At 69.1% G+C, this 21,590-nt stretch carries 28 protein-coding genes; 12 read left to right on the forward strand and 16 right to left on the reverse strand.

Features of this window, described 5'->3' with window-relative positions; all coding sequences use genetic code 11:
* Positions 1-61: 61 nt before the first annotated feature.
* Positions 62-1,420: an MFS transporter gene (locus C454_RS06475; RefSeq protein WP_004973868.1), complete on the reverse strand. Its 1,359-nt coding sequence runs from the start codon at positions 1,418-1,420 to the stop codon at positions 62-64.
* A gap of 95 nt (positions 1,421-1,515) precedes the next feature.
* Positions 1,516-2,109 carry a DUF7474 family protein gene (locus tag C454_RS06480; protein ID WP_004973869.1) on the reverse strand — a complete coding sequence of 198 codons (594 nt, stop codon included), beginning with the start codon at positions 2,107-2,109 and terminating at the stop codon, positions 1,516-1,518.
* Positions 2,110-2,259: 150 nt separating this feature from the next.
* On the opposite strand from C454_RS06480, the gene C454_RS06485 reads away from it, so the two are divergent.
* Positions 2,260-3,360: a DNA primase eukaryotic-type large subunit gene (locus tag C454_RS06485; protein WP_004973870.1), complete on the forward strand. Its 1,101-nt coding sequence runs from the start codon at positions 2,260-2,262 to the stop codon at positions 3,358-3,360.
* A gap of 99 nt (positions 3,361-3,459) precedes the next feature.
* On the opposite strand, the gene C454_RS06490 is transcribed toward C454_RS06485, so the two are convergent.
* Positions 3,460-3,663, reverse strand: a complete 204-nt coding sequence (locus C454_RS06490; protein WP_004973872.1) for a DUF7472 family protein — start codon at positions 3,661-3,663, stop codon at positions 3,460-3,462.
* 219 nt (positions 3,664-3,882) lie between these two features.
* On the opposite strand from C454_RS06490, the gene C454_RS06495 reads away from it, so the two are divergent.
* Positions 3,883-4,530 carry an SWIM zinc finger family protein gene (locus C454_RS06495; protein WP_004973873.1) on the forward strand — a complete coding sequence of 216 codons (648 nt, stop codon included), beginning with the start codon at positions 3,883-3,885 and terminating at the stop codon, positions 4,528-4,530.
* A 34-nt stretch (positions 4,531-4,564) separates the two neighbouring features.
* Here the strand turns inward: C454_RS06495 and hjc are convergent, their stop codons facing one another.
* Both hjc and C454_RS06505 read right to left on the reverse strand, forming a co-directional pair.
* Positions 4,565-4,987, reverse strand: a complete 423-nt coding sequence (hjc, locus tag C454_RS06500; protein ID WP_004973874.1) for a Holliday junction resolvase Hjc — start codon at positions 4,985-4,987, stop codon at positions 4,565-4,567.
* 71 nt (positions 4,988-5,058) lie between these two features.
* A complete protein-coding gene (locus C454_RS06505) occupies positions 5,059-5,847 on the reverse strand; it encodes a TrmB family transcriptional regulator (protein ID WP_004973875.1) in 789 nt (262 codons plus the stop codon).
* A 121-nt stretch (positions 5,848-5,968) separates the two neighbouring features.
* On the opposite strand from C454_RS06505, the gene C454_RS06510 reads away from it, so the two are divergent.
* The gene (locus C454_RS06510) at positions 5,969-6,301 is read left to right on the forward strand and encodes a DMT family transporter (protein WP_004973876.1); all 333 of its coding nucleotides are present in this window, start codon (positions 5,969-5,971) and stop codon (positions 6,299-6,301) included.
* 61 nt (positions 6,302-6,362) lie between these two features.
* On the forward strand, positions 6,363-7,052 hold the full coding sequence (locus C454_RS06515) for a hypothetical protein (RefSeq protein WP_004973877.1): 690 nt from the start codon (positions 6,363-6,365) through the stop codon (positions 7,050-7,052).
* A gap of 39 nt (positions 7,053-7,091) precedes the next feature.
* Here C454_RS06515 and C454_RS06520 read toward each other — a convergent pair whose 3' ends face one another.
* Positions 7,092-8,378: an adenosylhomocysteinase gene (locus C454_RS06520; RefSeq protein WP_004973881.1), complete on the reverse strand. Its 1,287-nt coding sequence runs from the start codon at positions 8,376-8,378 to the stop codon at positions 7,092-7,094.
* A gap of 99 nt (positions 8,379-8,477) precedes the next feature.
* On the opposite strand from C454_RS06520, the gene C454_RS06525 reads away from it, so the two are divergent.
* Positions 8,478-8,789: a helix-turn-helix domain-containing protein gene (locus C454_RS06525; protein WP_004973886.1), complete on the forward strand. Its 312-nt coding sequence runs from the start codon at positions 8,478-8,480 to the stop codon at positions 8,787-8,789.
* A 52-nt stretch (positions 8,790-8,841) separates the two neighbouring features.
* On the opposite strand, the gene C454_RS06530 is transcribed toward C454_RS06525, so the two are convergent.
* On the reverse strand, positions 8,842-10,134 hold the full coding sequence (locus C454_RS06530) for an amidohydrolase (protein ID WP_004973887.1): 1,293 nt from the start codon (positions 10,132-10,134) through the stop codon (positions 8,842-8,844).
* A gap of 163 nt (positions 10,135-10,297) precedes the next feature.
* Here C454_RS06530 and C454_RS06535 point away from each other — a divergent pair, with 163 nt between their 5' ends.
* From C454_RS06535 to hisG, 3 genes are all read left to right on the forward strand, one after another.
* Positions 10,298-10,642, forward strand: a complete 345-nt coding sequence (locus tag C454_RS06535; RefSeq protein ID WP_004973888.1) for a DUF7471 family protein — start codon at positions 10,298-10,300, stop codon at positions 10,640-10,642.
* The gene (locus tag C454_RS06540; RefSeq protein ID WP_004045277.1) at positions 10,639-11,151 is read left to right on the forward strand and encodes a winged helix-turn-helix transcriptional regulator; all 513 of its coding nucleotides are present in this window, start codon (positions 10,639-10,641) and stop codon (positions 11,149-11,151) included. Before C454_RS06535 ends, C454_RS06540 begins: the two co-directional genes overlap by 4 nt.
* A 180-nt stretch (positions 11,152-11,331) precedes the next feature.
* On the forward strand, positions 11,332-12,177 hold the full coding sequence (gene hisG, locus C454_RS06545; protein WP_004045274.1) for an ATP phosphoribosyltransferase: 846 nt from the start codon (positions 11,332-11,334) through the stop codon (positions 12,175-12,177).
* 29 nt (positions 12,178-12,206) lie between these two features.
* On the opposite strand, the gene C454_RS06550 is transcribed toward hisG, so the two are convergent.
* The 4 genes from C454_RS06550 to C454_RS06565 form a co-directional block, all read right to left on the reverse strand.
* Positions 12,207-13,175, reverse strand: coding sequence for a CPBP family intramembrane glutamic endopeptidase (locus tag C454_RS06550; protein ID WP_049904994.1), 969 nt, complete (start codon positions 13,173-13,175; stop codon positions 12,207-12,209).
* Positions 13,176-13,208: 33 nt separating this feature from the next.
* Positions 13,209-13,586, reverse strand: a complete 378-nt coding sequence (locus C454_RS06555; protein ID WP_004973890.1) for a DUF7473 family protein — start codon at positions 13,584-13,586, stop codon at positions 13,209-13,211.
* Positions 13,587-13,667: 81 nt separating this feature from the next.
* Positions 13,668-14,237: a TATA-box-binding protein gene (locus C454_RS06560; RefSeq protein WP_004973891.1), complete on the reverse strand. Its 570-nt coding sequence runs from the start codon at positions 14,235-14,237 to the stop codon at positions 13,668-13,670.
* A gap of 58 nt (positions 14,238-14,295) precedes the next feature.
* On the reverse strand, positions 14,296-14,607 hold the full coding sequence (locus C454_RS06565; RefSeq protein WP_004973892.1) for a DUF5658 family protein: 312 nt from the start codon (positions 14,605-14,607) through the stop codon (positions 14,296-14,298).
* Between the two features lie 158 nt (positions 14,608-14,765).
* On the opposite strand from C454_RS06565, the gene C454_RS06570 reads away from it, so the two are divergent.
* Both C454_RS06570 and C454_RS06575 read left to right on the forward strand, forming a co-directional pair.
* Positions 14,766-15,722 carry a methyltransferase domain-containing protein gene (locus C454_RS06570; protein WP_004973893.1) on the forward strand — a complete coding sequence of 319 codons (957 nt, stop codon included), beginning with the start codon at positions 14,766-14,768 and terminating at the stop codon, positions 15,720-15,722.
* Between the two features lie 96 nt (positions 15,723-15,818).
* Positions 15,819-16,025 carry a hypothetical protein gene (locus C454_RS06575; RefSeq protein WP_004973894.1) on the forward strand — a complete coding sequence of 69 codons (207 nt, stop codon included), beginning with the start codon at positions 15,819-15,821 and terminating at the stop codon, positions 16,023-16,025.
* Positions 16,026-16,043: 18 nt separating this feature from the next.
* On the opposite strand, the gene C454_RS06580 is transcribed toward C454_RS06575, so the two are convergent.
* The 3 genes from C454_RS06580 to C454_RS06590 all read right to left on the reverse strand — a co-directional run bounded on the left by C454_RS06580 (position 16,044) and on the right by C454_RS06590 (position 18,190).
* The gene (locus C454_RS06580; RefSeq protein WP_004973895.1) at positions 16,044-16,496 is read right to left on the reverse strand and encodes a hypothetical protein; all 453 of its coding nucleotides are present in this window, start codon (positions 16,494-16,496) and stop codon (positions 16,044-16,046) included.
* A 66-nt stretch (positions 16,497-16,562) separates the two neighbouring features.
* The gene (locus C454_RS06585) at positions 16,563-17,165 is read right to left on the reverse strand and encodes a protein sorting system archaetidylserine decarboxylase (protein ID WP_004973897.1); all 603 of its coding nucleotides are present in this window, start codon (positions 17,163-17,165) and stop codon (positions 16,563-16,565) included.
* Complete coding sequence (locus C454_RS06590; protein WP_004973898.1) at positions 17,165-18,190, reverse strand: AAA family ATPase; 1,026 nt, start codon at positions 18,188-18,190, stop codon at positions 17,165-17,167. The genes C454_RS06585 and C454_RS06590 overlap by 1 nt, the downstream gene beginning before the upstream one ends.
* 141 nt (positions 18,191-18,331) lie before the next feature.
* On the opposite strand from C454_RS06590, the gene rnz reads away from it, so the two are divergent.
* Both rnz and C454_RS06600 read left to right on the forward strand, forming a co-directional pair.
* Positions 18,332-19,279, forward strand: a complete 948-nt coding sequence (gene rnz, locus C454_RS06595) for a ribonuclease Z (protein ID WP_193363454.1) — start codon at positions 18,332-18,334, stop codon at positions 19,277-19,279.
* 48 nt (positions 19,280-19,327) lie between these two features.
* Positions 19,328-20,206: a PhzF family phenazine biosynthesis protein gene (locus C454_RS06600; RefSeq protein WP_004973900.1), complete on the forward strand. Its 879-nt coding sequence runs from the start codon at positions 19,328-19,330 to the stop codon at positions 20,204-20,206.
* 41 nt (positions 20,207-20,247) lie between these two features.
* Here C454_RS06600 and C454_RS06605 read toward each other — a convergent pair whose 3' ends face one another.
* Both C454_RS06605 and C454_RS06610 read right to left on the reverse strand, forming a co-directional pair.
* Positions 20,248-20,592, reverse strand: coding sequence for a hypothetical protein (locus C454_RS06605; protein WP_004973901.1), 345 nt, complete (start codon positions 20,590-20,592; stop codon positions 20,248-20,250).
* Between the two features lie 8 nt (positions 20,593-20,600).
* On the reverse strand, positions 20,601-21,590 hold the full coding sequence (locus C454_RS06610; RefSeq protein ID WP_004973902.1) for a prohibitin family protein: 990 nt from the start codon (positions 21,588-21,590) through the stop codon (positions 20,601-20,603).

Below are 21,590 nucleotides of genomic sequence, written 5' to 3' on the forward strand. Positions count from 1 at the left end.
AGCGACGGGTCAGCCGCGTCTCGGCCGCGGGTGTCGTGTCTCGGCCGCGACACTCAGGCACTCAGGGCGCTTCCGCCCGCGGCCGGCGCGCCACGGACGCGAGGACGTAGACCACGGGCACGATGAGCGCGGCCCCGACGACGAACGGCGACCAGTACGCGAGGACGTACAGCGCCGCCATCGACGGCGGGCCGAGCGTCCGGCCGAGGCTTCCCGCGCCCTGCGTGACCCCGAAGGCGTTGCCCTGCTGGTCGGCCGACGCCGACGTGGAGACGAGCGTCGACAGCGAGACGTTCAACATCCCGTTTCCGAACGACAGGAGCGCCCCGACGAGGAGGAGCGCCACGAGTTCGCGGGTGAGCCACGGCGGGCCGCCGACCGCGGGGAGCACCGCCCCGATGTCGGGCGAAAAGGGGAGCAACGCGAGCGAGAGCAGGAGCCCGACCGCGCCGACGACCGCCAGTTTCGCCTCCGAGTACCGCCGGGCGAGTCGGCCGACGACGACCCCCTGATTCAGCGTGCCGAGCAGGCCGATGTAGGTCAGAAACAGCGCCGTCTCGGTCTCGCCGTAGCCGTACACGTCGGCCGCGAAGGGGATGAACATGACCTGAATCCCCGAGAAGGCGACCGAGACGACGAAAAAGGAGACGACGAGTCCCCGGAGGTCGTCGTCGGCGAGGGCGGTGCGGAACTGCGAGACGAGCGTCGTCGCGGGCGTGCCGGCCGGCGCGCGGGTGCGCTCGGGTTCGCGCAGGAAGACGAACGCGAAGCCGAGGCTGACGAGGCTCAACGCCGCCGCGGTGAAACTCGGCAGCGAGAACCGCGTCGCGGGCACGAACGACGGGAGCAGGTCGCGGGCGGTGGTGACGACCGGCTCGGAGGCCATCAGACCGCCCAGAGCCGGCCCGAAGATGAACCCGAGACTGAACGACGCGCCGACGAGGCCGAGCGCGCCGGCCCGCCGCGCCGGGGGCGTGATGTCGGCGATATACGCCTGCGCGGTGGCGATGTTGCCGCCCATCGCGCCCGCGAGCATCCGCGAGGCGAACAGCGTCGCCACCGCGAGCGTCGTGCCGAACAGCAGGCCGATTTCGCCGGCGACGCCGAAGACCGTCCACGCGAGGACGCTCCCGACGAGCGACAGCATGATGACCGGCCGGCGGCCCCGCTGGTCGGAGATGCGGCCGAGGACGGGCGCGAAGAGGAACTGCATGAGCGAGTACGACGCCGCCAAGAACCCGATGTACACGTCGCTGACGCCGAAGCTTCGGACGTAGAACGGGAGGATGGGGATGACGACGCCGAACCCGAGGAGGTCGATGAAGACGACGGCGATGACGACCGCGAGGGCGCGTCGCGTTCCGCGCGACTCCTCGGGGAACTCGGCGTCGGAAGAGACGGCGGACTCGGGGGCACTCACGACACCACAAACGCGCGAGAAACGCCTAACGGTTGCGCCGAGTTCGCGGGAGAATCGAAGGGAACGTTGGGTCGAAGGGCGAACCGGGTCGGCGCTCAGGAACGGTATCTGTCGATGACGCGCTTGGCCGAGACGGCCTTTTCCTTCCAGCCGTAGCCCGCGTCGTAGACGTGGCGCTTCTTCTCGACGAGTTCGGCGGGCGTCGCCTCCTCGAAGCCGCCGCGGTCCCACGCGCCGGTGTCGCGGAGCCAGTTGACGACGTTCTCGCGCGTCTCGGGCCACGACAGGCCGACCATCTCGTACCACGCGATCATGGCGAAGACGGCGTTGTCGTGACAGCCGGGGACGCTCCCGTACTGGTGGAGCGTCCGCATCGGCTCCCGGGTCGGCTCGGAGACCTCCTCTCTGAACTCCTCGGCGGTGAGAAGGCGGAGGACGCCCGAGTTCGCCTCCGACACCCGCTCGTCGCGCTTGAGTCGCCGGAGCGCGGCCTGCTGGAGCGGCCCCCACTCGCCCGGCGCTTCGCGGCGAAGCGTCTCCTCGTCGCACGGCCCGCCAGCGAGGACCGAGACGATGTCGACGTAGGCGCGCTCGACTTCGACCCACGGGGTCCCCTCGAAGCGACAGTCGGCGTCGTGGAGACTGGTGGTGGCGCGGCAGTCCGGACACGGGTAGTCGAAGTGCGGCACGTGAGAGCCTGAGGAAGTGGTCGGTAATAGGTTGTGTGATGCGCCGTCGCCGGCGACACCCCGCCGCGAGACTCGGCCGCACGGCCCGCGCCCGCCACCGCCGAATCCGTCGCGTTTATCGGTGGGCACCCGGAACGTGGCGGTATGCGGATGCGCCCGCTCCACGCCCGATACCCGTTCTTCGCCGCGGCCAGAGAGGCGGTCGAATCGGCCGACGTCGCTATCGCGACGCTCGTCGCCGAGGACGCCCCGGCCGTCGAGCGTGGCGTCGAGCGCGTCGAACGCGCCCTCATGGAGGGCACCGTCGAGCCCGACCCCGACGAGGCCTACGGGTGGGACACCCAGACGGAACTGCTTTCGTACCCCATCTCGCGCATCATCGTCTCGCTCGTCGAGACGCCCGCGGCGGTGGACAAGTACGCCCGCGCCGAGGCCGACACGGCCTACGAGCGCATGCTCGCCGACTTCGACGCCGGCGACGACGACGTCCACGGCGAGGCCCGCGCGAGCCTCGACGACTTCCTCCGCGAGTTCGACCTCGACGGAGCGGTGCGGGCCGAGTCGAACCGGAACCGGAACAGCCGCCGCGCGCCCGACCACTACTGGGTCGACGTGGGACCGTACCTCACCTACTCCGACACCGACTGGGGCGCGGACTGGCGACTCGTCAACCGCTCGCTGGCCGACGGCGCGGTCCGCGTCACCCGCGAGGAGCTCTCGGAACTGCTCCGCGAGGCGGTCCGCCGCCGGGTGGCAGAGGGGCTTCCCTTCGCCGTCCGCGGGAGCGACGCGGGCGACCGACTCGCCGACGCGCTCAAACCCCACGTCGAGCGCCTGCGGAACCTGCTTTCGGACCGCGGCGCGGTCAACGTCGTCTACGTCGACTCGGTCGACCCGGACCACTTCCCGCCCTGCGTCGAGGCGCTGTTGGCGCGGGCGCAGGACGACGAGGACCTCCCGAACGAGGCGGCGTTCGCGCTCGCGGCGTTCCTCGTCGGCGTCGGCCTCGAACCCGAGGAGGTCGGCGGCGTCGTCGGCGACGCGAACGCCGAGGAACTCGAAACGCGGGCGACGGTCCTCGCGGACTCGAGCGGGTCGCAGTACGCGCCGCCGACCTGCGAGACGATGCAGGCGTACGACCTCTGTGTGAACCGCGACGACCGCTGTGACACCATCAAGCACCCGATGAAGTACTTCGAGACGGCGACGAACGACGCGGACGCGGTCGCCGCGGACGAGACCGCCGACTGACGGAGTCCGTGCTGACGGCGTACCCAACCCGTGAGCGCCGCGGCTGTGCGTCGGGCGGTAGGGTAGTGGCGACCGAGTCGCCGAAACCGACCGAGAGGATTAGGAAGAACGCGACAGCCAAACGCCGATACCAGCCATCACGAGCACGAACGCCGTGATAGCGCCGACGAGTGCGAACCCGCCGGTGGAGATGAGTCCACTCTGGTTGTAGGTCGCACCGATGCCGACGATGAGGGCGATAAACACCCCGACCGCGACGATGGAGACGGCAATCTTCCGCCGCATCTCCGCTTCGATAGCCATGCGACGACGTATCCGCGGCCGTTCTAAAAGGTCTTCGATGGGCGGATGCCCGACGAGAGCCACTCACGCGCCCGATTTTCCACGTGAAACGAGGGTTTAGGTCGTTCGAGAACCTATACGCAGGTGACGGAAACTGACCCCGAACAGCCGCTGGTAGGGTCGGAATCCCGCACCACCATGACGCACATCGCACACACACCCGCGTCGACTCGCCGCCCGGTGCGCCGCAAGACCACGCTCCCGTCCGACGGACTGGCCGGTCGCGCCCGCCGCGCCCGCGTCGAGCCGATGGCCGTCCGGCCGCTCCGCGACGGGCGCTACGTCGTCGAGACCGACGGCGGCACCTACGTCGTCGACGTGGAGGCTCGCACCTGCACCTGCCCCGACAACGCCATCCGGCACGCCCGCTGCAAGCACCTCCGCCGGGTCGCCATCGAAATCACCCGCGGCGAGGTCCCGCCGCCGGGCCGCCGGAGCGCCACCTGCGCCGTCTGCGGCGACGAGACGTTCGTCCCGATGGACGCGACGGGGCCCCAGCTCTGCCGCGACCACGAACACCGCGCCGGCGACCTCGTCCGCGACCGCGAGAGCGGCGGCCTCCTCGTCGTCACGCGGGCGCTCGGCACCCGAGCCGACGAGACGCCGACCGAGACGGGGAAACTCGTCGCCGCGTTCGAGAGCAACCGCGACTACGGCAACCACGAACCGGTGTTCGAGGCGGTCTATCTGGACTCGCTGCCGGTGAACGCCGGCCTCTCGGACCTCGGCGGACTGCACGCCTATCGGTTCCCCGCCTCGCGGCTCAGCCGCGTCGAGCGCGGGTTCGTCGGCGCTCGCACGCTCGGCGAGCGACTCGCTCGGGCGTGAGCGAACGCGGAGAACGAGACGCCGCGCCGCGACCTCAGTCGTCGCCGAGTTTGGTCTGCGTCGGTCCGCCGGTAAAGGACTCGAAGTCCTCGCCCTCCGCCAGCGCCGTCTCCTTTTTGACGCGGTAGTTCCCGCCGTCGGTCACGTAGAGGTCGCCGGGGTGGAAGAAGTACCAGTCCTCGCGGTCGAATCGGACGGCGATGCGGGCCTTCGCGCCGAAGTTCTGCGAGAAGTAGATGAGCGCTTCGACCTCCTCGCCGTCGAGGTAGATGGGGCGACCGCTGGAGGCCTTCGCCTCGATGGCGTAGAACACCTCGCCGTTGCCCGCGAGCACGTCGGGGAGTTCGCGCGTCGTCGCGCTCCCGGAGGCGGGCGCACGCATGACTGCGAACCCGGCCTCGTCGAGGCGGTTGACGAGTTCGCGCTCGCGTCGGTCTCCCTTTCTGTTCGAAGACATGGTCGGGAGTCGGCCGCGGGCGGTGATAAATGGGGCGAACGTCGTTCGAGAGCGCCGCCGGACCGCCGGCGTCACTCGAAAAGCGGGACGGCGTCGGGCCACAGCGCTCGGAACTGGCGAGCGAACTCGTCGACGACCCCCGCGTCCGTCACCACGACGACGCCGAGGCGGTCGGCGGCGGACTGTGGGTGCGGAATGTCGACCGACGCGACCGTCCCGTCGACGACGTCGAACGAGACCGGCAGGCTCGGCAAGCACCGGACTCGGACCGTCTGCGGCTTCGACGCCACGAGTTCCCGAAACTCGTCGGGGAGCGAGTCGAGCACGGGGTCGCTGAGGAGCAGCGACACGTCGAGGTCGTCGCGAGCGCCCTCGAAGAACGCGTCGAACTCCGTGCGGAGCGTCTCCCACGAGGCCCGCTCGTACGGCGGGCCGACCGCGGCCGAGACGGACTCGGTCGCCGCCCGCACGTGCTCGTGCATCGCCGTCCGCATCTCGTCGCCGCCGAGACGGCCGAGCCAGACGCTCCCGTCGGCCGGTGGCGTCGGCAGGAGGTTCGACCGGACCGCGTCGGCCACGTCGCGGTACCGCGTCCACTCCTCGCGCAGTTCCGCGGCGCGCTCGGCCAGCAGTCGCTCGACCGCCGCGGCCGGGTCGACGGCGGCGTACCGCGTCGGCTGGGTCGACTGCGCTCGGACCAACCGGCGCGCCCGAAGCCCGTTGAGCACGTCGTAAACACGGCCGTTCGGGACGCCGCTCGCGTCCGAGACGGTCGCGGCCGTCGCGGCACCCGTGACGAGGAGCGTCCGGTACGCCTTCTCCTCGTAGTTCGACAGGCCGAGTTCCCCGAGTTCGGTCATGGTCGGGACTCTCTCGCCCACGAGTTAGTAGTTTGATATTTCTTGTTCGGCGGCGAGCAACGGACCGCAAGTGGCGGGCGATTGCGGAACGCTCATCGGGGTCGTGGCGGGACCGACGGGCATGAACCCGTACGCGTTACTCGCCGGCGCAATCGCGTCGGAGCTGGTCGGAACGACCGCGCTCAAACTGTCCGCGGGCTTTTCCAAGCCCCTCCCGAGCCTCGGCGTGGTGGTCGGCTACGGGCTCGCGTTCTACCTCGTCTCGCTGACGCTTGAAGAGCTCCCCATCGGCGTGGTGTACGGGACGTGGGCCGCGCTGGGCATCGTCGGCGTCGCGGCCATCGGCGTCGTCGTGTTCGACGAACCGGTCGACCTGACTGGCGTCGTCGGCCTGCTTCTCATCCTCGCGGGCGTCTACTGCGTCAACGTCCTCTCGGAGATGGCCGCGCACTGACGCCGGCGTCGAAGCGGACGCGCCACCAGAGCTTTGAGTCGGCTGACGGACAGTTCCCCGTATGAACCGCGAGAACCGGCGTGCCGTCGTCCTCCTCGTCCTCGGGGTCGCCCTCCTCGCGAACCCGCTGTACCTCTATCCCGACGGCGTCTCCTACGAGAAGACGTACACCTACGAGGCGTCGGCGGTGGACTACCCCCCGCACACCGCGGACGCGTTCTATCGGGTCAAATCGTGCGGGTGGAACCCCCTCCAGTCGGCGGAGTGCGCCGGCATCATCGACATGGCCCGCGGCGACCCGGTCGAACTCGAGTTGAACCCGGACCGCGACGTCTACTCGGAGTTCTGGTCGTTCGACTACGTCCGGACCGACGGCCGCTACTTCGAACCCAACGCGACGCTCGACGGGCGCACCCTCACGCTCTCGCTCCACCCGGTTTCGACCGAGACGGTGAAACGCGACCTCTCGGAGGACCTCGACGAGGTTCCACACCACGTCCGCGAGGCCGTCCGGAACGGCAGTAGCACCGTGACCGAAGAGCACGTGTACGAGGCGCGGTCTCACTACGTCAGACACGACGGCCAGTACTACGTCGTCGAACCGGTCGAAAGCGAGCGCGTCCCGACCGGCTGGGGGTGGAAAGCGCCGTCCGACGCGGCTATCGACGCGATGCGGCTCGCGGCGTGGATAGGCGGCGTCGCGTGCGTCTGGCGGGCCGGCGAGTGGACCGAGCGCGGTCGAGAAGAGTAAAAATCGGTCAGTGTGCGGGGGGTGAGCGAGCGAGCCGGCTTACGTTCCGTGGGCCCAGCTACCCATGTACTCGCGCTGTTCGTCGGTCATCGAGTCGAACTCGATGCCCTCGGCTTCGAGCTTGATTTCGGCGACCTCGCGGTCCAGTTCGTCGGGCACGTCGTGGACGCCGGCGTCGTAGGCGTCGCCGTTCTCGACGAGTTCGCGGACGACGACGGCCTGCACGCCGAACGACTGGTCCATGACCTCGACCGGGTGGCCGAGCGCGATGGGCGACGCGAGGTTGACGAGGCGGCCCTCGGCGAGGACGTTCAGCCGGCGGCCGTCTTCGAGTTCGTAGGCGTCGACGCCGTCACGGGCCTCGTACTCGTCGACCGCGAGGTCCGACAGCGCGTCGAGGTCGATTTCGATGTCGAAGTGCCCGGCGTTCGCCAGCAAGACGCCGTCTTTCATGTTCTCGAAGTCCTCGCGGGTGATGACGTCGCGGTTGCCGGTGGTCGTGATGAACACGTCGCCGACCGTCGCGGCCTCCTCCATCGGCATCACGTCGTAGCCCTCCATGTGGGCTTCGAGCGCGCGGCGGGGGTCGACCTCGGTGACGATGACGTTCGCGTTCTGGCCGGACGCCTTCTTGGCGACGCCCTTGCCGCAGTAGCCGTAGCCGCCGACGACGACGTTCTTGCCGGCGTACGAGAGGTTCGTCGTCATGGCGATGGTCGCCAGCGACGACTCGCCCGTGCCGTGGACGTTGTCGAACAGGCGCTTCATCGGCGTGTCGTTGACGGCGAAGACGGGGTAGTTCAGTTCGCCGTCCTCGTCCATCGCGCGGAGGCGGTGGACGCCGGTCGTGGTCTCTTCGGCCCCGCCGACGATGGTCTCGATGAGTTCGGGGTACTCCTCGTGGATGGTGAAGACCATGTCCATGCCGTCGTCGACCGTGACGGTCGGCTCGTGGGCGATGACGGCGTCGATGGCCGCGTAGTAGTCCTCCTCGTCGACGCCGCGGACGGCGTAGGAGGTGATGTCGTCGTTGGCGTCGAGCGCCGCCGAGACGTCGTCGTGGGTCGAAAGCGGGTTGCAGCCGGTGATGGCGACTTCCGCGCCGCCGAGCGCCAGCAGTTCGACGAGGTTCGCCGTCTTCGCCTCGACGTGCATCGCCATGCCGACGACCTCGCCGTCGAGCGGCTGTTCCGACTCGAACTGCTCGCGGAGTTCCTGCAGGATGGGCATGTGCTGGAGCGCCCAGTCCATCTTGCGTCGTCCCTCGGTCCGGGCGGCCTCGACGTCGTCGAGGTGCTCGGAGACGGGAGCGTAGTGTTCGCTCATACCCGTGGGTTCGGAGAGGGGTCCGAAAACCCTACCGAAGGCGGTCGCCGCCCCCCGAATCTACAAGTGTCAACGGGGAGATTGTATCGCCGAGGGCCGATGCTCGTCATAGACAACGGCAAGACGGTCGCCGAACAGGAGCTGTTCGCCCTGATGAGCGCCCCCGCGGTTCCCGACCTCTTGCGCGTCGCCGACGAGCCGCTGACGGTCAAGGAGCTGAGCTGTCGGGCCGACGTGCCGCTGTCGACCGCCTATCGGGAGGTCAAGCGGCTCCACGAGGCGTCGCTGTTCGAGAAATCCATCATGGTCGACCACAGCGACGGACGACACGTCGCGCAGTACCACCGGACGTTCGAGCGCATGGAGGTCAGCGTGACCGACGACGGACTGCGCATCGAGTTGGCCGGGTAGCGGGGTCGGAGGTCAGTGCGGCGGCGGAGGCGGCGGACCGGACGGCGGCGATTCAGACGCGCTCGCGGAGCGACGCGACCGCCTCGCCGGCGCGGGCCATCACGGCGTCCTCGTCGAGCGTCAGCACCTCGCGGTCCCGCATCAGCACCCGGCCGTCGCAGACCGTGTGGCGAACGTCGGAGCCGCGGGCGGCGTACGCGAGGTGACTCACGAGGTCGTTGGCGGGCGTGAGGTGCGGGGCGTCGAGGTCGACGACGGCGAGGTCGGCCGCGCCGCCGACTTCGAGCGCGCCGCCGGGGAGGTCGATGGCGTCGGCCGAGCCGGCGGTCGCCATCCGCACCACGTCGCCGGCCGCGACGGCGCTCGCGTCGTCGGCGGCGAGTTTCCCGAGCATCGCGGCGTCGCGCATCTCGTCGAACATGTCGAGGTCGTTGTTCGAGGCCGCGCCGTCGGTTCCGAGACCGACCGTGACGCCCGCGTCGAGCAGTTTCTGGACGGGAGCCATGCCGGAGGCGAGTTTCATGTTCGACGCCGGGCAGTGGACGACGCCGGTGCCCGCGTCGGCGAGGAGGTCGATCTCCGCGTCGTCGACGTGGACGCCGTGGGCGAGGAAGTCGTCGGCGGTGAGCATGCCGAGTTCCTTCGCGTACGACAGCGGGCGCTCGCCGCGCTCGTCGACGATGGGGTCGACCTCGTCCGTCGTCTCGTTGGCGTGGTAGTGGACCGGGATGTCCTCGGCGTGCGCGTCGGCGACGAACTCGCGGAGGAAGTCCTCCGCGACCGTCGTCAGCGAGTGCGGCATCGCGGCGGTCCGAATCCGGCCGTCGGCCGCGCCGTCGAACTCGCGGGCCACGTCGAGGCTCTCGTCGATGTCGGCCCGCGCGTCCTCGTCGTCTTTCCCGAGCGTGACGACGCCGTGGCCGAGGCGGGCGCGGAGGCCGGCCTCGTCGACCGCGGCGGCGACCTCGGGGACGTGGAAGTACATGTCCGCGAACGCGGTGGTCCCCGACTTAATCATCTCCACGAGGCCGAGTTCCGCGCCGACGCGCACGTCCTCGGGCGTGAGCGCGGCCTCGGCGGGCCAGATGTCCTCGCGGAGCCACGCGTCGAGCGGCTTGTCGTCGGCGTAGCCGCGCAGGAGCGTCATCGCCACGTGGCAGTGGGCGTTCACCAGACCGGGCGTGACGAGACAGCCCTCGGCGTCGAGCGTCTCGTCGGCGTCGGCGTCGAGGTCCGCGCCGATGTCGAGGATGGTCCCCTCGTCTCGGTCCACGAGTACGTCCGCGTCCTCGACCGTCGCGTCGGGGCGGAGCACCTGTCCGCCCGCGATTCGGAGCGTGTTCATGTCGCTCGTTCGGGTCGGCGGGGTGGTGAATCCACCGTCTCGCGGCCGCGAGAGCCGACCGTCGGTTTCGCCGGTGAGCGGGCCGAATACCGGCGGTAGTCCGATTCCCGAAAATCGAGAACGAGCACGCCCCCTTAGGTTCGGACCCCCAGTATGGGGGGATATGGAGCCCCCGTGGAACCTCGCGCTCGTTCCGGGGCACGTCCAAGGCAGTCCGTGGATGACCGCGGTCGTCGTCCTGGCGGGAGTCTCGTCGGTGACGCTGGCCGCGCTCGGCGTCGCCGTCTTCCTCCGGCGGCGGACGCGGTCGCACCTGCTCGTCGCGCTGGCGCTCTTGGCGTTCGCGTCGCGGGCGGCCGTCGCCGCGTTGACGCTCGGCGGCGTCCTCTCGGACTTCGACCACCACGTGGTCGAACACCTCTTGGACCTCGTGATGGCCGGGCTCGTCCTCGCGGCCATCTACTACGCCCGGAGCATCGAGCGCGAGGCGGGGGTCAACGACCCATGAGTGAGACACGAACCCGCGTCGCCGACCACATCAAGCACAACCCGGGAGTCCACTTCAACGAGCTCGTTCGCGCGCTCGACCTCGCTCCCGGCCAGGTACAACACCACGTCCGCAGACTGCTCTCCGACGAGACGGTCCGCCGCTCCGAGTTCTACGGGCGGACGCACTACTTCCCCCCTGAGTTCGACGCGTGGGAGCGCGGCGCGCTCGCGCTCGTCCGCCGGGAGACCGCCCGCGACATCCTCGGCCACCTCCTCGAACACGGCGACGCCCGCCCCGACGACGTGGCCGACGACATCGGCGTCGCCCGAAGCACGCTGGAGTGGCACCTCGACCACCTCGTCGAACGCGACGTGGTCCGGAAGGAACGCGACCTGCACAACCGCGTGACGCTCGTCCTCACCCACCCCGAGCGGACGACCCGACTGTTAGACGACGTGTCCCCGTCGCTCCCCGAGCGGTTCGTCGACCGGTTCGACCGCCTGCTCGACCACCTCGTCGAAGGATAGCCGCGGGTCGTCTGCCGACACTCTTCGTCGGTTAGTTTTATCCCCAGTCACCAGACCGACGGTTCTACACCTCGTCCGCGCCGGCGAACGTGACGGGAGCCATAGCTGACAGTTCGTCGACGTGTCAAAAACCGTTCCGGCTTGCGAAAGTCAATTACCTCCGGGACGAGACGGAGAGGTATGCGAATCGCCGTGCCCAACAAGGGCCGCCTGCACGAACCGACGATTGAACTCCTGGAGCGTGCGGGGCTGCACCTCGACAACGGTGCCGAGCGCAAACTCTACGCCGGGACCGTCGACCCCGACGTGACCGTGCTGTTCGCCCGCGCCGCCGACATCCCCGAGTACGTCCGCGACGGGGCCGCCGAGGTCGGCATCACGGGCCTCGACCAGGTCCGCGAGTCGGGCCACGAACTCGAAGACCTGCTCGATTTGGAGTACGGCAAGTGTCGGCTCGTCCTCGCCGCGCCCGAGGACGGCGACATCGAGACCGTCGCCGACGTGTCGGGCAAAGTCGTCGCCACCGAGTTCCCGCACATCGCGCGGACCTACTTCGAGGAAGAGGGCATCGACGCCGAGGTCGTGGAGGTCACGGGCGCGACCGAACTGACGCCACACGTCGAGATGGCCGACGCCATCATCGACATCACCTCGACCGGGACGACCCTGCGGGTGAACCGCCTCGCGGTCATCGACGAGGTGCTGTCGTCGTCGGTCCGGCTGTTCGCCCGCCCCGACGTGGTCGACGACCCGAAGGTCCAGCAGTTGCTCATGGCGCTCGAATCGGTCCGCTCCGCGGAGGGCAAGCGCTACCTGATGATGAACGCGCCGCGCGAGAAACTCGACGAGGTGAAGGAGGTCATCCCCGGCCTCGGCGGTCCGACCGTGATGGACGTCGCCGGCGACTCGACGGTCGCCGTCCACGCCGTCGTGAACGAACGCGACGTGTTCGAGGTCGTCAGCGACCTGAAGAACGTCGGCGCGAGCGGCATCCTCGTCACCGAAATCGAGCGGTTAGTCGAGTAAGCGACGCGGCCGCGTGCCCGTCGTGCGTGTTATTTCTTCCAGCGCAGGTCCGGCACCGTGACCGACGGCTCGAACCCGAGTTCGCCGCGGCGCACCCGGACGTAGGCCGCGATACAGACCGCGCCGAGCACTATCGCGCCGATGCCGAGCAGGCCGGCCTCGGGGCCGAACGCACCGCCGGTAATCACGTCGGGGCCCCGTTCCGTCGTCTCGACGAGCGACGTGCCGAAGTCGAGACCGCTGACCGCGAAGCCGAAGACGCCGCCCTGCACGAAGTTCCACGAGATGTGGATTCCCGTCGGGATGGCGAGGTCGCCGGTGAGCGCGTAGCCGAGGCCGAGCATGACGCCCGCGAGGGTGATGCTGGTCGTGCTGGCGAACCCCGCGTTCGGGTTCGTGTAGTGGGCGACGCCGAACACGGCCGACGAGACCGCGAGGCCGCCGGCGACCGCCGCGTCCGGGCCGAATCGCCAGCGGAGGCCCTCGGCGACGTCGGTGAGGACGACGCCCCGGAGCAGGAGTTCCTCGGCGATGCCGACGACGACGAAGAACGCGAGGAGCGAGCCGACGCCGAGCAGTCGGTCGACGCCGAGCGGGACGGAGGAGACCGCAATCCAGTCGGCCGCGACGCCGACGACGAAGACGGCGGTCATCAACCCCGTTCCGAGCGCGAGGCCGAACGCGAGGTCGACCGCCCACTCGCGGTCGAACCGGAGACCGAGGTCCGCGACGGTCCGCCGGTCGACGTACCGCGCGACGACGAGGGCGGCGAGACCGCTCGCCCCGACAGAGACGAGCGAGACGACGAGCGCGACGAGTCGACTTGATTCGGCGAGACCGCCGAGGGCGGCCGAGAGCGAGACGGCGACCACGAGCGAGACGAGGACGAAGACGACGGGCGTCGCGAGCAGTCGAAACGGGGCTCGCGGCCGGCGTTCCATGTCGTTCCAGAGGAGGCGACGGGGAGACACGACGGGTGATTCAGCGGCCGCGGGCAAGAAAGTACGGCGAGAAGGGACGCGAGCGCAGCCTCAGATGGGCGCGCTCGTCAGGATGACGGTGAGACCGAACAGGACGAGGCCGAGGAGCACCGAGACGACGAAGTGGATGGTCACCACGTACGCCGACAGGCGGTTCGACCGACCGTAGAGGTACTTGACGAAGCCGAAGTCGAGCCCGATTGCGAGCGCGAGCGCGACGAAGGAGTTCCAGCCGAAGGTGGTGAAGACGACGGCGATGGCCGCGGGAACCGGCCCGACGGCGAACGCCTTCTTGAGTTCCACGTCGCCGAGGACGTTCCGCGCGGCGATGTGGGCGGTGAGAGAAAGGAACAGCGCGAACAGCGCGAACGTTCCGGCGACGGCCGTGACCGGCGCACCGGCGGCCGTCTGCAAGGTGAGCGCGTCCATACCGGTCCGAGGGACGCGACTGACTTAGGTTCGGTCGATTCGGGTCCCGGTTACGCGGCGCGGTCGCGGGACTCGGAGAGGTTAGAACGACCCGTTCAGGAGACCGAGTTCGGAGAGGCGCGAGATGATGACGTCGACCGCCGCTTCGGCGTCTTCCGGCTTCTTCCCGCCCGTGATGACGAGCTTGCCCGACCCGAAGAGAAGCGCGACGACGCTCGGTTCGTCGAGGCGATAGACGAGTCCAGGGAACTGTTCGGGCTCGTACTCGATGTTCTCGAGACCGAGGCCGATGGCGATGGCGTTGAGGTTCAGGTTCTCGCCGAGGTCCGCGCTCGTGACGATGTTCTGGACGGTGATTTCGGGGTCGTCGTCGACCGGTATCTGAAGCTCGCGGAGCTTGTCGAAGACGATTTCGAGGCTCTCGTGCACGTCATCCGTCGACTTCGCGCCGGTACAGACGATTTTTCCGGACCGGAAGATGAGCGCCGCGGACTTCGGCTCTTGGGTGCGGTAGACGAGTCCCGGGAACTGCTCGGGGTCGTAGTCGGCGCCCTCGAGGTCCATCGCCACGCTCTGGAGGTCGAGCTCTTGGCCGATTCCCGTGGAGGCGACGACGTTTTCGATGTTGATTGTGTCCTTGGGGTCGGTCATGCAACGATTTAAGGCACGTATTTAAGGTTTAAAAAGATTGGTGCAAGGAATTGACAGCTTACGCGCGGCGACGAATAATCCGGACGTTCCGAACGGTGACGACCGCACCGAGAAGTGTCAAGGAGATGGGAACCGCGAGTCGTGCGACCGCCGGTCTGAGCACCCAGTAGGTGGCGAAGAACAGGGCAACCGAGACCAGTTTTAACACCGCGAACGAGCCGGGTCCGGGGTCGCCACCCGAGATGAGTCGCACGACTGGATTCCCTTCCTGCACGCCGGCCATCCTGACACCGAGGACGGTCGTGACGTAGTCGCCGAGGCCGTAGGCGAGCGCCGCCGCGCCCCAGAGGATGGCGTCGAGAGAGGCCATGCGGGTGGATTCGGAGCGGCCACTATAAGTCTCGCCGTCGCCGGATTGTCACGTTCGGCGGCGTCGCCATCGGTCGGGGTGCGCGTCACCGCGCTCGCGGGAGCGACGACGACCGATACCCTCATTTCCGCGGCCCGTCAGGTCCGAGCGTGTACGGATTGGAACTCGCCGGCGAGGAAGACGACTTCGCCGCCCGCGAGGCCGAGTCGGCCGCGACGGGCGTGACGGTCGTCGCCCCCGGCCTCGCCACCGCCCGCGGCGTCGAACCGGAGCGCGCGAGGCGACTCGCCTACACCCGGCGCGTCGTCGAACTGGTCGGTCGCTGCGAACCCGATATCGACGCCGCGCGCGCCGTCGTCGCGGCCGCGAACGTCGACCGCGAGGGGACCGTCGCCGTCCGCGCCCGAGACGTGCGGGGTCTCACGGATATCAGCACGACCGACGCCGAGCGCGAACTCGGCTCGGCGCTCGTCGACCGCGGCTTCGGCGTCGATTTGGACGACCCCGACCACGAGCTTCGGGTCTACTTCTCCGAGGACACCTGTCTCGTTGGCTGGACCGCCGTCGAGGCCGTCCGCGACTTCGCCGACCGAAAGCCGACCGACCGACCGTTCTTCCAGCCGGGGAGCATGGCCCCCGTGGACGCCCGCGCCTTCGTCAACATGGCCGGCGCGGAGCCCGGCGCCCGGATTCTGGACCCGATGTGCGGCACCGGCGGCGTCCTCCTCGAAGCGGGCCTCGTCGGCGCCGACGTGGTCGGCGTCGACGCCCAGGCGAAGATGGTCGGCGGCGCGCGCGAGAACCTGCGTCACTACGTCGGCGACGGCGACGTAATCCGCGGCGACGCCACCGCGCTCCCCCTCCGCGACGACTCGATGGACGGCGCGGTGTTCGACGCTCCTTACGGCCGGCAGTCGAAAATCGCCCGCCACTCGCTTTCGGACCTCGTCGGCGGCGCGCTGGCGGAGGTCCGCCGAGTCGCCCCCGAGTGCGTGATGGTCGCCGACCGGTCGTGGACCGAGGAAGCGGAAGACGCCGGCTGGGAGGTCGAACGCGTGTTCGAGCGCCGAGTCCACCGGTCGCTGGTGCGGTACGTGCATCTGCTGCACCGGTAGTCGGAATCGGCGGCGTCGATGGGTTCGGTCGCGGCCGGCGGTTCTCCGGTCAATCGCTCGACAGGATTATCAGCGAGTACGTCGAAGCGAACGCATGTGAGGACAGTTCGAGAAATCCTCGTCGAGGCGTACGACCCCGACCCGCGAGCGATGGTCGTCGTCGCGATGGGGTCGTCGTTCCTGCTGCTGTCGCTCCTGTCGTACCCGGACGGTTCGAGCCCGTACTACCTGTTCGCTCTCACGGCGGCGGTCCTCTCGCTCGTCGTCTCGGTGGCGATGCTCGCCGGCGAGGCGCTCCGGTAGTCGTGGTGGACGAGGCCGCTACAGCTCTTCCTTCTGGAGCGTGAGGTCGCCGTCCGAGCCAACGCGCAACATCACGTACTCGTAGTCCTGAATCCGTTCGTCGTACGCCACCTCGCCGTCGACGAGGAGCGTCACGTCGCAGGTCTCGGCGTCGACCTCCCGGGTGAGCGTCTTCGTCTCGCCCGGCGAGAGTCCGATGTCACCCTCGCGGCACGCGGGCTTCAGCACGACTTCGCCGGAGAAGTCGCCGCTGACCCGCACTCGAACGAGTTCCGAACCCTCGCAGAACTGCGGCCATCCGCACTCGTCCGTGGTGGTCGCGGTCTGCCCGGATTCGGTCGTCTCTGGGTCGGGGGCGGTTGTGGTCGTCGTTTCGGTCGTCGTCTCAGACGAGGATATGGAGGGACTACCGAGACACCCGGAGAGGAGAGCGAGCGAACCGAGCGACGCGAGGACCCGTCTGCGCTGCATGAGATGTAGTTTCGATGTCAGAGCAAATGTCTTGTGTCGGCGGGACGGCCCGGGCCGCGTGTCCGGCTATCGCCGCGCCAACACCGTCTCGCCCGCCCGCACCGACTCGCCCTTCTCGACGACCACGTCGTCGGAGCCGTACTCCGGCGGCAACAGCACGTCGGCCCGCGAGCCGAAGTCGATGTGGCCGAGTCTCTGCCCGCGGACGAGTTCGTCGCCGGGTGCGACGTACGAATGAATCCGGCGGGCGAACGCCCCGGCGATGAGCGACACTTCGTGGTCGCCCTCGTCGGTGTCGAGTTCGATATCGACGCGCTCGTTGCGGTCGGAGTCCTTCGAGAACGCCGGTTTGTGCGCGCCGGGGCGGTGGGTGACGGTTCGGACCGCGCCGGAGACGGGCGCGCGGTTGACGTGCACGTCGGTGACGTTCATGAACACGCCCACGCGGACGCGGCTGTCCTCGGCGCGAATCACGGAGACGTGCCCGTCGGCGGGGGCGACGACGCCCGAGTCGTCGGGCGGCGAGCGCTCGGGGTCGCGGAAGAACCAGAGGACGAACGCGCCCACAGCGAGGAGAACGGCTCCGAGCGGCGGGAAGACGAATGCTGCGACTGCCGCGCCGACGAAGGCGGGGAGCGCGAACCGTCGGTAGCCGGGTGCGAACTTCATTATGCCTCGCCGCGGACGTCCGCGCCCCAACTCGTGAGGAGGTGGGTGATGTGCAGGCGGTCGTCGATACCCGTCGAGATGTCGAGGTCGACCTGCCCGGCGAGGACGTGCAGGCGGGCGAGTTCGCCGTCTGCGAAGCGCTCGGGGGTCGAGTCGGCGACGCGGAGGATGTCGCGGAGGAGCTCCTGTCCCTCGTAGCCCTCGTCGTCGAGGAGCGTCGTGAGGGTCTTGCGGGCGTCCTTGATGTCGCCCTCGCGGGCGTTGATGAGGAGCGTCTTCAGTTCGTCGTCGAAGCCCACGTCGCCGAGGGCGGCGTGAACCGTGGACATCGTGACCTCGTCGGCTTCGGTGGCCGTCCGCTGGGCCGAGAGGATGGCCTTGCGGACGTTCCCGTTGGAGGCGTCGGTGAGGAACTGGAGGCCGCCGTCGTCGTAGTCGACGCCCTCGGCGTCGAGGATGTCGGCGAGGAGGGTTTCGAGGGTGTCGTCGTCCGGCGCGGGCATGGGAACCGGGAAACACCGCGAGCGAATCGGCGGGATGAGCTTCGAGGGCTGGCGGGTGGTGATGACGAACTGCGTGGTCCGGTGGTGCTGTTCCATCACGCGGCGGAGCGCCTGCTGGAAGTCCTCGCGGATGGATTCGGCGTTGTCGAGGACGATGGTCTTGTACTCGCCGGACATCGGGGCGTAGCTGGCGGACTCCTTCAGCACGCGGTTTATCATGTCGCGTTTCGCCATGCGACTGCGGCCGTCGAGGAACTGCTCGAACCGCGGGTCGGCGCGAATCTGCTTTTTCGTCCGGTTGAAGAAGTCCGCGACGTTGAGTTCGATGAGGTCGTTTTCGGGGTCCGAATGCGCCTCGCGAGCCAGCGCGCGAACGGCGGCGGTCTTGCCGACGCCCGGCGGGCCCTGCACGACGAGGTTCATCGGTTCGTCCACGGCGCGTCGGAGGCGTTCGCGGACCTCCGGCTGTGGGAGGTCTTCGAGCCCCGGCGCGTGCGTCTCGGTCCACAGCGGCGCGTCCATTGGACTCCGGTAGCAGACGGTCGGGTAAGAATCGGTCGGTCCGGACCGTCGGACGGACTCGGGCTTCCTGCGGGCGAGCCCCGAAGCCGCGACCGATTCGACGCACGTTTAGTCCCGCCGCTATCATTGTGGTGCATGTCCATGCGCGCGACCTTCCTCGGGACCGGCGGGGCCGTCCCCACCACGGCGCGTGCGCCGAGCGCGTTCCTCGTGAACCGCGACGGCGAGCGCCTGTTGTTCGATTGCGGGGAGGGCACCCAACGCCAGATGATGCGCTACGGGACCGGGTTCGGCGTCAGCCACCTGTTCGTCACCCACCTCCACGGCGACCACATCCTCGGCATCCCCGGCCTGATTCAGACGCTCGACTTCAACGACCGCGACGCCTCGCTGGCCATCCACGGCCCGCCGGGGAGCAAGCGCCACCTCGAAAAGCTCGTCCACGCGGGCGGCTATCAACCCGGCTTCCACGTCTCCGTCCACGAGGTCCGCCCCGGCAACGTCGCCTACCGCGCCGACGACTACGAGGTCCGCGCGTTCGACACCGAACACCGGACCGCCTCGGTCGGCTACGCACTCGTCGAAGACGACCGCCCCGGTCGGTTCGACCGCGAGAAGGCCGAGGAACTCGGCGTTCCCGTCGGCCCGGCGTTCGGTCGCCTCCACGCCGGCGAGGACGTGGAACTCGAAGACGGCACAGTCGTGCGCTCCGAGCAGGTCGTCGGCGACCCCCGACCCGGGCGAACTGTCGTCTACACCGGCGACACCCGCCCGCTCGATTCGACCGTCGAAGTCGCCCGCGACGCCGACCTGCTCGTCCACGACGCGACGTTCACCGACGAGGAGGCGGAGCGGGCGAAACAGACCGCGCACTCGACCGCCCGCGAGGCCGCCCGAATCGCCCGCGACGCCGACGTTCGCCGGTTCGCGCTGACGCACATCTCCGCCCGGTACGCCGCCGACCCGAGCCCGCTTCTCGAACAGGCCCGCGAGGTCTACGACGGCGAGGCGTTCGTCGCCGAAGACGGCCAGAAACTGGAGGTTCCGTACGCCGACAGCGACGGCGGCGGAGCCGAGACCGGCGAGTAGCCCGCGGACCGCGGTACGCTTTTCTCCCGGCCGGGCGCATCCGTCGGTGTGCCGCAGAACGCCTTCCACACCGTCGACGTGTTCGCCACGGCGAGGTACGCCGGGAACCAGCTCGCCGTCTTCGAGGGAGCGGACGCGCTCAGTTCCGAGCAGATGGCCGCGCTCGCCAACGAGATGAACTACTCGGAGACGACGTTCATCGAGGGAGGGTCGCCCGACGACGGCTACGACGTTCGCATCTTCACGCCGGACGGCGAGATTCCGTTCGCCGGACACCCGACGCTCGGGACGGCCGCCGTCCTCCGCGAGCACTTCGGGGCGGGCGACGAGGTGACGCTGAACCTCGGCGTCGGTCCCATCTCGGTCGAAGTTCGGTCCGACGGCAGCGACGACGAGCAGTACTGGATGACGCAAAACGCCCCGGAGTTCGGCGCGGAACTCGACCGCGAGACGCTCGCGGAGGTGCTGTCGCTCGATGCGGCCGACTTCGACGCGGACTGGCCGATACAGGTCGTCTCGACCGGCCTGCCAGCGGTGATGATTCCGCTCTGCGACCGCGACGCCCTCGCCCGGAGCGAGGTGTTCGTTCCGGCGTACCGCTCGTTCTTCGACGACGTGGGCGTCGAGAACCTCTTTCTGTTCTGTCCGGACCCCCGCGACGACGCGAACGACTTCGCGGCGCGGATGTACGCCCCCGGCCACGGCGTCGCCGAGGACCCCGCGACTGGTAGCGCGAACGGCTGTTTGGCGGGCTATCTCGCCCGTCATCGCTACTTCGACGACGACGAAATCGAGGTCACGGTCGAGCAGGGCTACGAGATGGGCCGTCCGTCGCAGCTCTACCTCGAAGCCGAGGACCGAGGCGGCGAGGTGGCGGTCCGCGTCGGCGGGCGCGTCGAGTTCGTCTCGAAGGGGAGACTCGTCTGAGCGGCCGCTGAGCGGGGAACAGAGTCGAAAAAGGGACCGATTCAGTCCCGGTGGGCGTCGCAGACCGGGTTCTCGCCGTCGTCGAGGAGGACGACGGGGACCCCGAGGACGACCCACTCGCGGACGTAGCGCCGGCGCGTCGTCGCGGGTGACCCGCACTCGACGCAGGCGACGTCCGCGGACTCGGCGGCCGACTCGATGATTCTCGTCCGCGGGCCGACGGCCGTCCGTGGATACGCCGGGCGCTTGGACAGGAGCGCGACGAGCGCCGCGGCGACCGCGAGAGCGACGACCGGCAGGACGAACCGGCCGGCACCGGAGCGCGCGAGCACGCCGACGATGACGAGCAACATGACCGCGACGGCCAGTTCACGGAGGAGACGCATCGACGGCGTCAGTTGCTCGTCTCGTTTTCGGAGCCGGACGAGGTCGACGACCTCGACGACGCCGAGGTATCACCCGACGACGAACCGGCGGACGAACCCGACGAGGACGACCCGTCGCTATCGAGCGACCGGACGAACTGCGGGTAGCCGCCGTCGCCGACCGGGATGTAGACGGTGTCCGTCTCGTCGAGTTTCTCGATGTACTTCTGGGCCAGCACCTCGTCGGACAGCGACTCCGCGAGGATGCGGTTGGCGTCGGCCTGTCCCTGCGCCTCGATGCGCTTGCGCTCGGCCTCCAACTCCTCGACGGCGAGTTCGTCCTGCTTCTGCTGGCGGCGCTGTTCGGTGATTTCCTTCTGTTCGACCGCCTGCGCGTACTCGGCGGGGAGTTCGACGTTGCGGACCTGCACCGCTTCGAGGATGAGGCCGTCGTCGGCGAACTCCTCTGCGAGTTCCCGCTCGGCGGCGGCCTTCAACTGGGTCTGGCCCTCGCCGGTGTAGATGACGGTGACGGGCAGTCGACCCGCTTCGGTCCGGAGCACCGACCGAATCGACGGGCGAATCAGGCGCTCTTCGGCGGTGGCGAGCGTCCGGTAGTTGCGGTAGAACTCGACCGCCTGGCCGGCGTCGATGCGGTAGCGGACGGTCACGTCGATGTCCGTCCGGAGGCCGTCCTCGGTCAGGACGGTGATGGCGTCGTCGCCGCGCCTGTCGCCTTCGCTCGTCGACGACGACATCGTGTACGACTGCGGTCGCACCGACAGCGACGAGGTCGACTGCGAGACGGGGTTGATGAAGTGCGCACCGGGTTCGAAGACGGTGCCGGTGGTCGCGCCCCACTTCTTGACGACCTTGACGTTCCCCTCCTCGACGGGTTCCCACGCGAGGAGCCCGGCGATGGGGGCGGCGATAAGGAGGAGGGCGACGACACCGATGAGGGCGATGCGCGTCAGCGACCGGGAGGTCACCGACGGCGGGTCGGGGATATCAGAACTCAT

This window comes from Haloferax gibbonsii ATCC 33959 (assembly GCF_000336775.1).
GTDB lineage: Archaea > Halobacteriota > Halobacteria > Halobacteriales > Haloferacaceae > Haloferax > Haloferax gibbonsii.